This is a genomic window from Priestia sp. VA7, assembly GCF_055710015.1.
This window is the reverse complement of record NZ_JBVQPN010000003.1, coordinates 685,068-698,563: the sequence shown is the minus strand read 5'-3', so window position 1 is coordinate 698,563 and position 13,496 is coordinate 685,068. Positions and strand designations below refer to the sequence as shown.

Here is a 13,496-nt window from a genome sequence, read left to right as displayed (position 1 = left end):
CCTTTAGCTCTTTCTGTGTGCAACATCTCCTTCTTTTTCTTCTAGTTCTCGTTCATTTTGCTCTTCATGAAACTCTTCTTCTGTTTGTGCAGCAAGATAGTCAAACGGCGTATAGTAATTACGAGGAAGCTTTCGGTGCCAAACTGTTTTAATAATAATAATCATCAGCGGAATACTCACCGTTAAAATAGCGACTAAAACTAGTAGCGAAAAAATCATAAATTATTTCCTCCTGCTTTATGAACCGTGCCTCCTGAAATAACAAAGCGGATCCCCTACACCCATCCACTTATATTTCATCTACATTCACTGTCATCAGTATACGGGATTCATGAGTAACAAAACCGTTCTTTTCAAAAAAACGTTCTGGTTTGCCTTGGCCTCTTTCAGTAGACACGTAGACTTCTTTCACTTCTTTTTGTATAAGTAACTCGTTAAGGAAAGATAAAAGACTCGTTCCTATGCCAGTTTGCTGAGTGTTGCTTAACACACAAATTTCATTTACATAAAACGTCTTATAGTTCGCCCACTGTTCTTCATTTCCTACTATAAATCCTATGAGTTTATTATTTTTACTGTGGAAGTAACCTATCCCTATGTAACCTGGAGTTTTACTGATATCGTATAAACGAGCATAAGCAGTGTTTATACTCCAAGGCTCATTCCACGGTGATCCACTAAAAACACTTGTATAGATGATTGCTGCTTCTTTAAGATCTTCGTCAGTCAATAGACGAACTTCGGTTTTCATTGTGTTTCTCCTTTTCGCATCAGTTCTCTTGAAACTCATTAATTACATTCAACAGCTCTTTTAAATCCTCTATTACATATGAATCTGTAAAATTCCCGTCAAAGAAAGCGTCTTTTTTCCATACAGCATGCATGCCCGCCCCCCTTGCGCCAAGTACATCATTTCCTGGATGATCCCCGATATATACACTTTCTTCAGCCGACACATCAAGCGCTTTTAATGCTCTCAAAAAGATATCTTTATGCGGCTTTTTAATGCCTTCCTGTTCGGAAACAAGTATGGTATCAAAATAGTGATCAATCCCAAGCACTTTAATATTCATCCACTGAAAGTCCGTAAAACCGTTTGTGATCATGCCTAGCAACAGCCCTTTTTCTTTAGCTCTTTTAGTACATCCTCCATATGTAAAAACGGAACGCAGTGAGCTGGAAAATAGTGAAGATAATCAGCTAGCATTCCTTCCCATGTTAGATTCGAAAGATCATATTCGTTCAAAAGCTGCTGGTATACTTTATCTTTCCATACGTAGCCTTTTTGATCTAACTCAATAAATTTAGATATGTACTCTTGCTTTGGTATGTGTGCTAGTTCTTTACTATATCGCTCGTATTGATCTTGAATAAAACATTTTAACGAACTTTCTCGATCTAATAATGTCCCATCTAAATCAAAAATAACGGCTTTAATCATGATTTGCCTCCTTTATCTGTAACTTGATTCAACGATTGGTTAATTATAACATTTTTAACTATAAAACTAATAAACTATATTGAATTCTTCCCTATACAAAAAAAAGGTCTCTTCTGATGAAAGAGACCTTTTACTATTTATTAAAAAGAGAACAATAAAAACTGTAACTTCTTCACTTGATGCCTAAGCGTATAACTGACGCCACGTTTTTAGCGGTTCTTTCAATGTTTTCAACAGCTTTTGCCAGTGCTTCTGACAGGTCGACCGCCCCGGGCACGACGCTGAATAAAGCAGAAATACCGTGTTCATACACAGCTTCGCTTCCCGCTCCAATGCTTCCTGCTATTGCGATCACGGGAACGCTATGCTTTTTTGCTGTTTTGGCTACGCCGATGGGTGTTTTTCCGTAAATGGTTTGACCATCTATTCTTCCTTCACCGGTAATGACAAGATCGGCATTTTTAATATAGCTTTCTAACTGAGTTGCTTCAATGACAATGTCTACACCTGGCTTTAACTCCGCAGATAAAAATGCCAGCAGGCCGCCGCCAAGCCCTCCTGCCGCTCCGGCACCAGGAACGTTCTGAATATGAATATCCATTTCTTTTTCAATAATCGCTGCGTAATGAGCTAGATTACGGTCAAGCTGTTTAACCATATCAGGAGTTGCACCTTTTTGAGGGCCAAATACCGCAGATGCTCCGGTTTCACCCGTTAACGGATTGTCTACGTCGCACGCAACTTCTACTTTGACTTCAGCAAGCCGAGAATCGAAGTTTGTAAGATCAATAGCAGCTAACTGGTTTAAACTGCCGCCCCCTTCTTTTATTTCTGCTCCGTTAGTATTAATAAGCTTTGCCCCTAAAGCTTTTGCCATACCAGCTCCTCCATCATTTGTAGCACTTCCTCCGATGCCAATAATGATATGCTTTACTTTTTGATCTAATGCTTTAAGAATGAGCTCCCCGGTTCCTCGCGTTGTAGTTATAAGCGGATTGCGTTCATCCATAGGAACTTGATGAAGACCTGAAGCGGCTGCCATTTCAATAACAGCCGTTTTGCCGTCTCCAAGAATTCCGTAAAAAGCTTCCACCTCTTTACCTAAAGGTCCGGTTACCTTAGCTTGTATAATTTGTCCGCCCGTCGCGTCCACAAGCGACTGAACGGTCCCTTCTCCACCGTCTGCCATAGGTACTTTACTAATCTCCGCGTTGGGAAAATGAGTTTTTATTCCTTTTTCCAGGGCTTCACAGACGTGCAGAGCCGTTAAGCTTTCTTTAAATGAATCTGGCGCAATTACAATTTTCATCCGCAAACACTCCTTTTATTTTTAGCCGTATAGCTTTAATACACCAAATATAAGCGTGGATACAATTGCCATGATGAGTCCAATAAGCGATTCGTACGGTATTAATTTTAAGCGTTCTTTTATTTTCATATTTACACTTCCGCCCGTTGCGTGAAAAAAGCTTCCGTGCGGAAGGTGATCAAGTACGGTCGCTCCGGCATGAACCATAGCAGCTCCGGCCAAAGCAGAAACGCCTAGCTCTAAAATTGTCGATCCAAAAACTTGGCTTGCGACTGCGGTTCCTGCAGTTGTCGAAGCGGTTGCCGCTGACATAAAAATACCTGAAACCGGAGCTAAAACATAAGCTGGCAATCCAATGGCAGACAAGCCTTGAATAATAACGTCTTTTAGCTGGGAGTTAGCAATAATTCCTGCTAGTGTCCCCGTTCCAAGCAGCATAATGGCTACACCTGACATTTTCCCTAATCCAGAAATAGCATATGTATTAAGCTGTTTTCCTTTTTTCATCACAATGGCACCAACAATTCCTCCTGCGGGAAGCGCAACCATTGGATCAATATTAAGGTCAAAAAGCGGTCGCAGTGCCAGCAGCACGATGGTAACAATTGGTGCTATGATAGCCGTTAAAAACAGCGGCAAGCTGCTTGCATCCACTGTATCTATTTCTTCAGCTTCAACCATTGTTCCTTTTTTCACCAATCGTTTGGCTATTAGATAAGTGACCGCTACGCCAAATACAGCGGGAATAATTCCTGCAGCCATCACGGATGTAAGTGGAATATTGAATGCGTCCGAAGCAGCAATAGCGTTAGGATTAGGAGACATTAAATTTCCTGCCTTTCCTCCTCCAATCATTGCTAGTAAAATAGCAGGCTTTGACATACCCGTACGTTTAGCAATGGCTAAAGCAATAGGCGCCACTGTGATCACAGCCACATCAACAAACACACCTACTGTCGTAAGAATGAGTGTGGCTAGCGCTAGAGCTAAAAGCGCTTTTGTTTCCCCTAGTTTTTTTACAATGGTTTCTGCTATAACCGCTGCTGCACCTGATTCTATTAATACCCCGGCCAATATACCAGCTGCAAGAATTCGCAGCACTGCGGGAATGATGCCTTGTGCCCCTTCAATCATTAAAGTAACGGTATCAGCAATATTAACTCCGCCAATCAGTCCTCCAATTAAAGCTCCGGCTATCATTCCGTATGCAGGAGCCACTTTCTTTAAGATTAATATAATGGCAATTACTAATGCACAAATCGCGCCTAATGCGCTTACTTGAACGTCCATAAAGCATCCCCTTTCTTGTTTCTTCTATCCCCAACGCTAATTGTAAGCGCTACCTTCAATTCTTTCATTAGTCACTTCAACAAAAAAAGACCTTGCTATCGCAAGATCTTTTATGCACGTGCACAATTATGAAATTTTAGATAACAGTAGCGCTACATACAGTTCGAGGAGGTCTTTTACTTTCCTTGGATCTTTTCCCGTGATGCTTTGGATTTTATCTAGACGGTAGCTTAGCGTATTTCGATGTATAAAAAGCTTTTTAGCTGCCGTGCTTCCTTCGCCATTTTCTTCTATGTAGACCGTTAACGTTTCGATAAGTTCTTTTTTCTTATCATATTCCTTTAGCTTTTTATAGTGATCCAACAGATCATGATTTTCTTGAAAACCGGCGCGTTGACGTAACAGTACGGGAATTTGATAATCCGCATAGCAGTAGAAATCAGCTTCTGGATGAAGCTTTGAACCGACCGCAAGCGTATCTTTCGCCTGCTGATAAGATACATGAAGGCCTTTAAAATCAGCTTGAAAAGATCCTGCCGCTAACTTACACACCATACCAGACGCCCGAAGCTGTTTTTCTAGCTGTTCCGCATAGCTGCTAGCGCTTCCGGCTTCTATAGATTTTAATAAGACCACCCCGTCTGGAAGCATAGCGTATAAGTCATTATTAGCTATGTATTTCTTTACAAGTTTCATGACTTTATGACGATTTTCAGCTGTAACAATCACTGCCACTCGTGGAAGGTATAAATTAATATCAAAGCGGTTCGCCCGGTCAAAAAATAAAGAGTCAAACGGATCTTCTTGTTGAAGAAGCTGATGAACCAGCTCTTCTTTTAATCGTTCATCCCATTGAATTTCCTCTATTAAAATCATTTCTTGAAAAATCATTTCAGCCGCCATGCGCACAAGCTCTCCGTAATTACGAATCTGTTCTGGCAGTCCTGTTAACCCCACGACTCCAACAATTTCTCCGTTAAAAAAAATAGGCAAATTCACGCCCGGTTTGACCCCTCGCAGCGAGTCAGCCTGCTGCTGAGTGATTTCGTAGGAACTGCCGTTTTTTAATACCATTAGCGCTCCTTCGTGGATTTGATTCATTCGATTTTTGTCACCCGAACCAATAATGACTCCTTTTTCGTTCATTACGTTAATGTTGCAATCAATAATCTCCATCGTTCTACACACAATTTTCTGAGCTAATTCTTTTGTTATGTATCTCAACATTTCCCCATCCTTTGCCTCTATGAAGTAAAGCTCATTTTTTTCGTGACAGCTAATTTGCATTCAATGAAAAATTTACGATACTTCATTATAATATACGTAGAAGCAAAACCACATCTTTGAAACCGCCAACAATACAGTGCCTATAGGAGGATAAAAGAATGACTGTGTCAAAACTAGTTTTCACCCCTCTCAGCTACACAGGATGGGGATCACTTCAGCAACTGCTTCCGGAAGTAAAAAAATATGACCCTGCTCATATTTTAATCGTCACAGATCCCGTGTTAAAAGACATTAGACTTGTAGATAAAGTGAGTGCTCCTCTTATCCAAAATGGATACGAAGTAGATGTATACGCAGATACGGCACCAGAGCCGCCCTTAGCGCTTGGTGAAAAACTCGTATCTTACGCAAAAAGCCGAAAATTTGATTTAGTCATTGGAGTGGGCGGCGGAAGCGCATTAGATTTAGCAAAACTTACGGCCGTTTTAGCCGTTCATGACGGAGCTGTAGAAGAATATTTGAACTTAACTGGCACGAAACAAATTACGGAAAAAGGGCTTCCAAAAATTTTAATTCCCACGACCTCCGGCACGGGCTCAGAAGTAACGAATATTTCTGTATTATCTCTTGAAAGCAGCAAAGACGTTGTGACCCACGACTATTTGCTTGCAGATGCTGCCATTGTAGATCCTGAGCTTACGCTAAGCGTGCCTTCTAAAGTAACGGCGGCTACAGGGGTTGATGCATTAACTCATGCCGTTGAAGCTTATGTATCAGTAAATGCAAATCCAGCAACCGATGCCTTAGCACTAAAGGCTATACGCATGATTAGCTCTTCTTTAAGAACAGCTGTAGAAAACGGCAAAGATAAAGAAGCGCGAACTCAGATGAGCTACGGAAGCTATTTAGCGGGACTTGCTTTTTTTAACGCAGGCGTAGCCGGTGTTCATGCACTTGCCTATCCGTTAGGTGGACAGTTTCATATTTCACACGGTGAATCAAACGCCGTATTGCTTCCATATGTGATGGGTTACATACGCAGCAGCTGCGTGGAAAAGATGCGGGATATTTTTGAAGCACTAGGCGGAAACGCTACCTCTTTATCAGAAGAAGAAGCTTCTTATCAGTGTGTGAAACAGCTGCAGTCACTTGTCAAAGACGTGGGCATTCCTCAAACTCTTCGCGGATTTGATATTCCAGAAAGTGCCCTTCAAAAGCTGACAGGAGATGGCGTCCAGCAAAAACGAATTCTCGCTCGCAGTCCTTTGCCTCTTCATGAGAAAGACATACGAGCTATTTACCAATCGGCTTATGATGGCGCTATAGTAGAACCTCTACACTAAAGAACTCCCCCTTACCTAAGGGGGAGTTCTATTTATGCTGCTTTAGCCGTTGTACCAAAACGATTCTCTTTAGGGTCACTAGGCTGACAGAATAAGACAATTAGCCAAATACCGCCAATAAGCGGAACTAATGTAATGAGCTGCCACCATCCGCTTTTTCCCGTATCATGGAGCCTTCTTGCTCCTACCGCTAACGAAGGGACTGCAATCAATAGCGAGTAGATTACCGGCAGAAAAAGAGGCTTATCAATAACGAACTGAATGAAAGAAAGAATAAATGAAATAACAAAGTTGACCAATACAAACATCCAGTATTCAGTTCGGCTTGCTCTGCCAGAAAACGTCCCGTAATTTTTCAACACTTTTATGTACCACTTCATATGCAACACCCTCCTTTTTTGGTATAAAATTGTAAATTTATAGTTTATATATCCTTTTTATTCAAAAAACAAACCGTTAAACGAACAAATAACGACATTTTTTATACAAAAGAAAAAACTTCTTTCAAAAAAAGAAGTTTTCGTAATGTATTATGCTTTTCTATTTAATCAAATCATTTCGGTCTTCCATACTTGGCGGTTCCTCAAGCCACCCGTTTTTGGCCATGATTTTTCCCCCGTCTTGCCCGTATGTTAAAATGTCTTTGGCCGTACTGACAAGAGTAAGAGGAAGATCTCCACGTAAACTAAATGCAGTGCCTAGAGCGTTGCTTCCCAGCCCAAAACTGCAGAACAAACTCACGCAGTACATCATTAGTTTATCTGAAAAAGGTGCTACTTTTGACTCGGTCGCTTTCGCTCCCCACGTTGCAGGCGTCTGAATATCGCTCTCTAAAAGAATTTTGCTATAATCACTTACAATTTTCTTAGCCAGCTCTTTTCCTTTTACAAAATACTTCTTTACTTCAGGCTCACTTGCTACTTGAGCAAACCCTGTGATCATTTGCATGCCAAGAATGTTGCTTTCAATAGCGTAATAAATATGCGCTACCTCTACAGTATTTAATGCACGTTTATTGGAAAATAAATGGAGGCCATTCATATAATCTGTACCTTCAGCAAACTTCGCTGTTTTAGGTACTGAAACAGCTGGAGGCCTTGGAAGCACGTTTTTTTCCTGAAGATAATCTACACATTTGTCATAGCCACTTTGCGTGAAAGCGGTAAGCTCTTTATATAGAGAGATCATGTCTTTTCTGTAGGACATGGTTAAATGAAGCGTATGTAGCCCCATGCTAATTTCTTTTAAAAGGCGAAGAAACATAATATCAAACACTTTATCATAAAGCTTAGGAACACCGACATTTACGTCTTTTTCTGTGTATCCTACCGGTATGGCTGCCCCTTCATTTTTTAGAATCGTTTTGATATCTTCAATATAGTTCACAACTTGCATATGCGTATCTTGCATAATTTCTTTTGCCCCGTCATCTTCTGCGTGCGCAATAAAATATTCTAAAATTCTTCCAATCATTGTCTTTTGCTGATAGGTCATCCAAAGAGTAGCAATTTCACTTGAACTTAACGGTATTTCTTGACTCATGCACTCAACCTCCTGCTAGGGATACATACGTAAATCTTCATTTGTTCAAGAGTGGGTATCTGTAATGAAGACTTTATTCTAGACCTTAACATTCCTCCCCGCAGCCAGATACACAGCTCTGTCTCTTCCTCAATTAATTCTGCTTCATTTACTATGCACAAATTGGAAGAATTCTATGTATTTACCCTCGCTTTTAAATGGAGGAAACAAAAAAAGCCCCCTCTCATTAAAGGCGCTTTTTCAAAGAAAACGTTTTTATTCCATCGTATCAGAAATTCTTTTGTAGCTTCCGCATTTTTTTAGATATTGAATAATATCTTGATCTTTTACACGTTGAATAGCTGATCCGAACAGTTCTGCTGCTACCTGCATACGTTCATGTTTATGTTCAATGGTCATAATATATCGAAGTGCATCCACAACCGGTGCATTGTGACGTGTACGACGAGTTATGTACTCGTGAATGGCTTCATTTAACCCTTCCGATTCCGCTTGTTGAAACTCAGGTTTTCTTACTGCTTGACTATATACCACTTTTTTGCCACTCCTTCTCCTCATTTTTAATCATTTTTTATCTTTCTTTTATTTCCATTTCCCTAACATAAAGGAAACAAAACATGAAATCTTGACTTTTTTTATAATTATAAAAAAACAATTATTTTTCATAAAGCTCTAACAAGCGTTTGTGTATCCAAATAGCTGCCTGTAAACCTTCTCCCATCGCTACCGTCACTTGTTCAGAATGAGCCACAATATCTCCTGCTGCCCACACGTTTGAGACATTTGTTTCTTTTGTACGCGGATTTACGATAATGTGCAGATTTTCTAGAAGTTCTGCTCCGAGCTCATTCGCTAACTCTGTTCGAACTTTATTTCCTCCGAACGCTAAAAAACCTTTTTCTCCATAGATAAATTCATTGTTTTCGAGGATGACTCCTTTTAACATGTCTGCTTCAGCTATGACTTTTTTTATTGCCGCTTCTTTATAGGTAATTCCCTTTTGCATCAAGGTATCTGCTAAAGGTCCAATTTCTTTTTTGTCGTGATTAATGTACGTAATGTCATTTGTCCAATATGTTAACGTAAGAGATAAACTGGCTCCTGCTTTTCCTGACCCTAGTACTAATACCCTTCTATTATTTACTTCATACCCATCGCAGTCGGGACATACATATACGGTTGTTCCCATGCACGGATATAGCTCTTGCTGAAGTTCAGGCGGAATCCGGTCTACTACTCCCGTCGCAAACAGTAAAGTAGCTGCTTCATAGTTCGCAGAGTTTGTAATGACGTTAAACCCTTCTATTCTTTTTTCACACTGAAGGACACGCTCTTCTGCAAATTGAATGCCGTAGCTTTTTGCTTGCTTCCTTCCCGTTTCTCTTAGAGTTTGCCCGCTTATTCCCTCAGGCCATCCCAATATATTTTGATAATTTTTGCAAAGATTGGAACGTCCATCGTTTGAATCAATAACCAATACACTGCGCTTATATCTTCCAAGCTGAATAGCGGCTTGAAGTCCAGCAATTCCTCCACCTATAATAACGCAATCATACTTATCTGTCACAGCACATCACCTCAGCTTTTACTATTTTCTAAACGAAAGCTTCAGTTTTTCATTATCTGTTTTTTCATTATTTTTATACGCTTTATTGTCTTTATTTTTTGAAGTCCTTCTATACAAAAAAAACCGCCTCGGCAGCTGCCCGGCCTAGAGACGGTTTTTATAAAATGAAAAAAGACGATATTACTCACTTTTCTTTCCTGCTTCTTTTTCATTAATTTTAGTAATCAGCTCTTCTTTATACACTTCACTATCTTTCCCGTAGCGTAGACGACTATAACAGTTGGGACATAATGCAGCAGCGTTCTTTGGCTTAGCGAGTCCGCTCTCTGAAAGCTTTGAAAGATAGTACATTTGCAAAAAGGAGCTGCCATCTTTTGCGATAAACGGCGCGCTTTCTCCGCAGGCTTCGCAAATACCTGCTGCGCGTTTGTGAACATATTGTTTAAGAGCTGCCGTTTGTTCGTAAACACTTGTCTTTTTTTCTTCTCCTAATGCTATATGACGAAGCTGTTCAGTTGAATAAGGTGAAACATCCAGCTTTGCTGCTTTTTCCTCAATCACAGGATTTCGTTCAAGTTCAAAAATAATAGCTTCACGAAGCTCTCCGTCTGAGTCCCACATGATTTCTAATTGATGATTAATATACGTCACTTCATCAATGAACTCTACTACTCCAGGCTCCACGTAGTGAAACAAGTAAACGGCTTTTCCTGATAAAAAATGTTCACGAAGCGCTTTATTGCCTTTAATGAGCTGCATCGATCCTCTTTGGCCTTCTCCCGTATAGAAAAAAGCGGTTTTATCTCTGTTCCACCCGTGTCCTGTTCCATATTCACTTCCGCTTTCTTTTGTGAAAATAAAAATATATGGATGCGCTTTTGGCGTTGATATTTCGCTTTGTTCCTGTCCTTTATAAAGCTTATGAATTTGTTTTCTGCGATAACGATGTCCTTTTTGAAAGAAATCTCCGCGCTGTAAATCCGTAATCAATGAATTGCCTCCTACTGCGGTCCTGCTTTTATAGTACTTATAGCTCTACTATACACTAATTTTTGTTTTCTTTGCAGATCGTTTCTTCTATCTATCAGATTTATATCATACAAAAAAAGCAGCTGTATGGGCAGCTGCTTTTTTTGCGATAGTCAATTTTGCACCGTATAGTCTTCTCCTAGCCATTTTGTGCTGAGTTTTTTTAACGTACCGTCTTTTTTCAGCTTTTTAATCGCCTGATCGACTTCCGACTTTAACTTTTCGTCTTTTTTGTTAAACATAAAATATACTTTTGAATTAATCACGATATCTCCAACCGTTTTTTGCTGAAATTTCAGCGCTTGATTGCTAAAGTCGATGGAAAATGGTGTCGCAAGCGTAGCATCTGCCCGGCCTGTTTTTAATTGAGTTGTGGCATCATCCGCACCTTGACCGGCGTAAACTACATCGATTTTATTGCCGTGTTTTTGATTGTATTTGTCTAGATAGACAGCCGCATTGCTTGTAGCTCCTACAATCATTTTTTTACCTTCTAAATCTTTTAATGAATGAATATCATTTCGATTTTTAGGAACTGTTACATAAAGCGGAGAATAATTATATGTTTCATCATTAAATAAAAACTTTTTCTTTCGCTCAGCGTTCTGAGCCATGTTATGAGCAATCATATCAATTTTATTACTTTCTAAGCTGAGAAGCAGATTTGAAAATTCCATCGTTTTAAATTCAAATTTATAATCCTGTAGCTCTTTGTCGATTGCTCTTACTACTTCTACATCATAGCCGGTCAGTTTGCCTTTATCATCGATAAAGCAAATATTAGGAAACTGAGTGCCTGTTCCAACCACAATCGTTTGAACATCTTTTTCTTTCTTTTCTCCTGCACTTGAAGATGCGTTTGTTCCACATCCTGCCATGCTCACAGCTACTACAATTGAAAGTAAAAACAGCCAATATTTTTTCATACTTTCCTCCCCTAAATCCCTATATTATGTAATAAAAAGAGGCTCTTGATGAAGCAGCTGCTTCATCAAGAGCCTCTGGTTAACCAGTGGGCTTACTTCGTGTAAGATTATTCACATCATAATACTAGTTAACCGATAAATCAAGTATGTTTTAAGAAAAAGATTATCTTGACAGCTTGGTGTCTACCGCTTAAGATACAACTAATAAAACATTGAAACTACATATCTACCAGTCAACTGGAGGCAAATGGACACGATAATAAGTGTACATTTGCTTTTTTTATTGTCATCCATCATTTTATCTTTTGGAGGTAAAACGTATGAAATTTGCTTTATTTAGTCTTATTCAAAACATCCCGAACCCGGTTACTGGAGAAACATTCACTGCTCAAGAAAAGTTTCAGCATGTGTTAAATCAAGCAGTGCTGGCAGAAAAGTTAGGTTTTGATGCTTACGGAGTCGGCGAAAGACACGGAGCTCCTTTTTTGTCTTCTTCTCCTCCCGTTGTTTTAAGTGCAATTGCGGCTAAAACGTCACACATCCGTCTCCTTACGACCGTTACCGTTCTAAGCATTTTAGACCCTGTACGAGTAGCTGAAGATTATGCAACGCTTGATCACCTATCGGGTGGACGCCTTGAACTGATTATCGGAAAAGGCAATGACCCGCGTCATTATCCGCTTTTTGGTATTACAGAAGAAGAACAATGGGAATCTCTTGCTGAAAGATACGCTCTTTTAAAACAGCTTTGGACAGAAGAAAATGTCACGTGGAGCGGCCGTTATCGTCCACCTTTAACTAACGTTACGACTCAGCCTCGACCGTTTCAGACTTCTATTCCCGTTTGGCATGGAAGCGCGTCAAGCCCGCTGTCTACAGAACTTGCGGCTAAATACGGAGAGCCGCTATTTTCATCCAATTCCTTCCACCCTCAAGCTAAATATAAAACGCTGATTGACCACTACCGCGAACGCTTCGCTTATTATGGGCATGATCCACGCAAGGCCATCGTCGGTTCGGGGGCGAGCAGCCTATATATTTCTAATACAGGGGAAGAAGCGATTCGCCGCTATCGCCCGTACTATAACGCATTTAGCAATACAGAAGCAGCCAAACATAATCAATCGCCGTTCACGTCACTTGAAGACATCGTTCAACACGGTCCTGCTTTAGTAGGAAGCCCGGAGCAAATCATTGAAAAAATAATAGACTATCACCGCGCTTATGGAAACGAAGTGCTGAGCATCAGCGTAGACGGTCTAAGCGAAGCAGAACAGCGCGAACAGCTAGAGCGCTTTGCAGATGATATTGCACCTGTTCTTCGAAAAGAACTTCCCAGCAGCGTGTGGGAAAATAAAAAAAAGAAAACTCCTTTTTAACAGGAGTTTTCTTTAGCTAAAAATAATTTGTCTATTAGTTTATTAACTTTTAAACTAATAAACTACTCTGGTTAAGATGCCTGCGTGTCTGTATCGTAAATATTGGCTGTTACTTCGCTTCTTTGACAAAGTAAGATGAGCAGCCAAATACCTCCGATAACTGGAACAAAGTTAATTAAATACCACCAGCCGCTTCTTCCTGTATCATGCAGTCGGCGAACAGTAACGGCAAGTGAAGGCAGAATCATTGCTGCTGCGTATAGCCATATTAAAATAGGGGCAAAGACTGTAAGTGAATCAATGAAAATAAATATAAATGGAACAAGTGCAAAGATATAACTAAATAATGTAAACATCCAATACTCCGTACGCGTTGCTCTTCCTTGAAACGTCGCGTAATTTTTTAACGCTTTTATATACCAGTACATGACAAACCCTCTCTT

The 13,496-nt window shown here is 40.0% G+C and carries 14 protein-coding genes and 1 pseudogene; 2 read left to right on the top strand and 13 right to left on the bottom strand.

Annotated features, from left to right (window positions below; all coding sequences use genetic code 11):
- Positions 1-3: 3 nt before the first annotated feature.
- The 6 genes and pseudogenes from AC0C45_RS16400 to AC0C45_RS16375 all read right to left on the bottom strand — a co-directional run bounded on the left by AC0C45_RS16400 (position 4) and on the right by AC0C45_RS16375 (position 5,267).
- Entirely contained in the window at positions 4-219 is a 216-nt protein-coding gene (locus tag AC0C45_RS16400; protein WP_237892423.1) for a DUF3951 domain-containing protein, read from the bottom strand.
- Between the two features lie 70 nt (positions 220-289).
- Positions 290-751, bottom strand: coding sequence for a GNAT family N-acetyltransferase (locus AC0C45_RS16395; RefSeq protein ID WP_237892424.1), 462 nt, complete (start codon positions 749-751; stop codon positions 290-292).
- Positions 752-770: 19 nt separating this feature from the next.
- A pseudogene (locus AC0C45_RS16390) lies at positions 771-1,441 on the bottom strand (HAD family hydrolase).
- Between the two features lie 172 nt (positions 1,442-1,613).
- Positions 1,614-2,750: a glycerate kinase gene (locus AC0C45_RS16385; protein WP_047931426.1), complete on the bottom strand. Its 1,137-nt coding sequence runs from the start codon at positions 2,748-2,750 to the stop codon at positions 1,614-1,616.
- Positions 2,751-2,771: 21 nt separating this feature from the next.
- Entirely contained in the window at positions 2,772-4,040 is a 1,269-nt protein-coding gene (locus AC0C45_RS16380) for a GntP family permease (protein ID WP_128820496.1), read from the bottom strand.
- 126 nt (positions 4,041-4,166) lie between these two features.
- Positions 4,167-5,267: a sugar diacid recognition domain-containing protein gene (locus AC0C45_RS16375; RefSeq protein ID WP_472928261.1), complete on the bottom strand. Its 1,101-nt coding sequence runs from the start codon at positions 5,265-5,267 to the stop codon at positions 4,167-4,169.
- A 158-nt stretch (positions 5,268-5,425) separates the two neighbouring features.
- Here AC0C45_RS16375 and AC0C45_RS16370 point away from each other — a divergent pair, with 158 nt between their 5' ends.
- Positions 5,426-6,610: an iron-containing alcohol dehydrogenase gene (locus AC0C45_RS16370; protein WP_257062267.1), complete on the top strand. Its 1,185-nt coding sequence runs from the start codon at positions 5,426-5,428 to the stop codon at positions 6,608-6,610.
- Positions 6,611-6,642: 32 nt separating this feature from the next.
- Here the strand turns inward: AC0C45_RS16370 and AC0C45_RS16365 are convergent, their stop codons facing one another.
- The 6 genes from AC0C45_RS16365 to AC0C45_RS16340 all read right to left on the bottom strand — a co-directional run bounded on the left by AC0C45_RS16365 (position 6,643) and on the right by AC0C45_RS16340 (position 11,674).
- Positions 6,643-6,990 carry a DUF805 domain-containing protein gene (locus AC0C45_RS16365; protein WP_016766135.1) on the bottom strand — a complete coding sequence of 116 codons (348 nt, stop codon included), beginning with the start codon at positions 6,988-6,990 and terminating at the stop codon, positions 6,643-6,645.
- A gap of 160 nt (positions 6,991-7,150) precedes the next feature.
- Positions 7,151-8,152: a DUF3231 family protein gene (locus AC0C45_RS16360; protein ID WP_257062263.1), complete on the bottom strand. Its 1,002-nt coding sequence runs from the start codon at positions 8,150-8,152 to the stop codon at positions 7,151-7,153.
- A 255-nt stretch (positions 8,153-8,407) separates the two neighbouring features.
- Positions 8,408-8,686, bottom strand: a complete 279-nt coding sequence (locus AC0C45_RS16355; protein WP_013083544.1) for a hypothetical protein — start codon at positions 8,684-8,686, stop codon at positions 8,408-8,410.
- A gap of 121 nt (positions 8,687-8,807) precedes the next feature.
- Positions 8,808-9,719 (bottom strand): NAD(P)/FAD-dependent oxidoreductase, encoded by a 912-nt coding sequence (locus AC0C45_RS16350; RefSeq protein ID WP_047931817.1) that lies wholly within the window; start codon positions 9,717-9,719, stop codon positions 8,808-8,810.
- 180 nt (positions 9,720-9,899) lie between these two features.
- Positions 9,900-10,709, bottom strand: coding sequence for an SRA domain-containing endonuclease (locus tag AC0C45_RS16345; RefSeq protein WP_280168536.1), 810 nt, complete (start codon positions 10,707-10,709; stop codon positions 9,900-9,902).
- Between the two features lie 152 nt (positions 10,710-10,861).
- Positions 10,862-11,674, bottom strand: coding sequence for an amino acid ABC transporter substrate-binding protein (locus AC0C45_RS16340; protein ID WP_237892447.1), 813 nt, complete (start codon positions 11,672-11,674; stop codon positions 10,862-10,864).
- Positions 11,675-11,994: 320 nt separating this feature from the next.
- Here AC0C45_RS16340 and AC0C45_RS16335 point away from each other — a divergent pair, with 320 nt between their 5' ends.
- Entirely contained in the window at positions 11,995-13,053 is a 1,059-nt protein-coding gene (locus AC0C45_RS16335) for an LLM class flavin-dependent oxidoreductase (protein WP_047931819.1), read from the top strand.
- A gap of 71 nt (positions 13,054-13,124) precedes the next feature.
- Here the strand turns inward: AC0C45_RS16335 and AC0C45_RS16330 are convergent, their stop codons facing one another.
- Positions 13,125-13,481, bottom strand: a complete 357-nt coding sequence (locus AC0C45_RS16330; RefSeq protein WP_016764535.1) for a DUF805 domain-containing protein — start codon at positions 13,479-13,481, stop codon at positions 13,125-13,127.
- Positions 13,482-13,496 lie beyond the last annotated feature (15 nt).

Coding starts and splice junctions, on each gene's coding strand:
- AC0C45_RS16400 (WP_237892423.1), bottom strand. CDS start 219: ATGATTTTTTCGCTACTAGTTTTAGTCGCTATTTTAACGGTGAGTATT.
- AC0C45_RS16395 (WP_237892424.1), bottom strand. CDS start 751: ATGAAAACCGAAGTTCGTCTATTGACTGACGAAGATCTTAAAGAAGCA.
- AC0C45_RS16385 (WP_047931426.1), bottom strand. CDS start 2,750: ATGAAAATTGTAATTGCGCCAGATTCATTTAAAGAAAGCTTAACGGCT.
- AC0C45_RS16380 (WP_128820496.1), bottom strand. CDS start 4,040: ATGGACGTTCAAGTAAGCGCATTAGGCGCGATTTGTGCATTAGTAATT.
- AC0C45_RS16375 (WP_472928261.1), bottom strand. CDS start 5,267: ATGTTGAGATACATAACAAAAGAATTAGCTCAGAAAATTGTGTGTAGA.
- AC0C45_RS16370 (WP_257062267.1), top strand. CDS start 5,426: ATGACTGTGTCAAAACTAGTTTTCACCCCTCTCAGCTACACAGGATGG.
- AC0C45_RS16365 (WP_016766135.1), bottom strand. CDS start 6,990: ATGAAGTGGTACATAAAAGTGTTGAAAAATTACGGGACGTTTTCTGGC.
- AC0C45_RS16360 (WP_257062263.1), bottom strand. CDS start 8,152: ATGAGTCAAGAAATACCGTTAAGTTCAAGTGAAATTGCTACTCTTTGG.
- AC0C45_RS16340 (WP_237892447.1), bottom strand. CDS start 11,674: ATGAAAAAATATTGGCTGTTTTTACTTTCAATTGTAGTAGCTGTGAGC.
- AC0C45_RS16335 (WP_047931819.1), top strand. CDS start 11,995: ATGAAATTTGCTTTATTTAGTCTTATTCAAAACATCCCGAACCCGGTT.
- AC0C45_RS16330 (WP_016764535.1), bottom strand. CDS start 13,481: ATGTACTGGTATATAAAAGCGTTAAAAAATTACGCGACGTTTCAAGGA.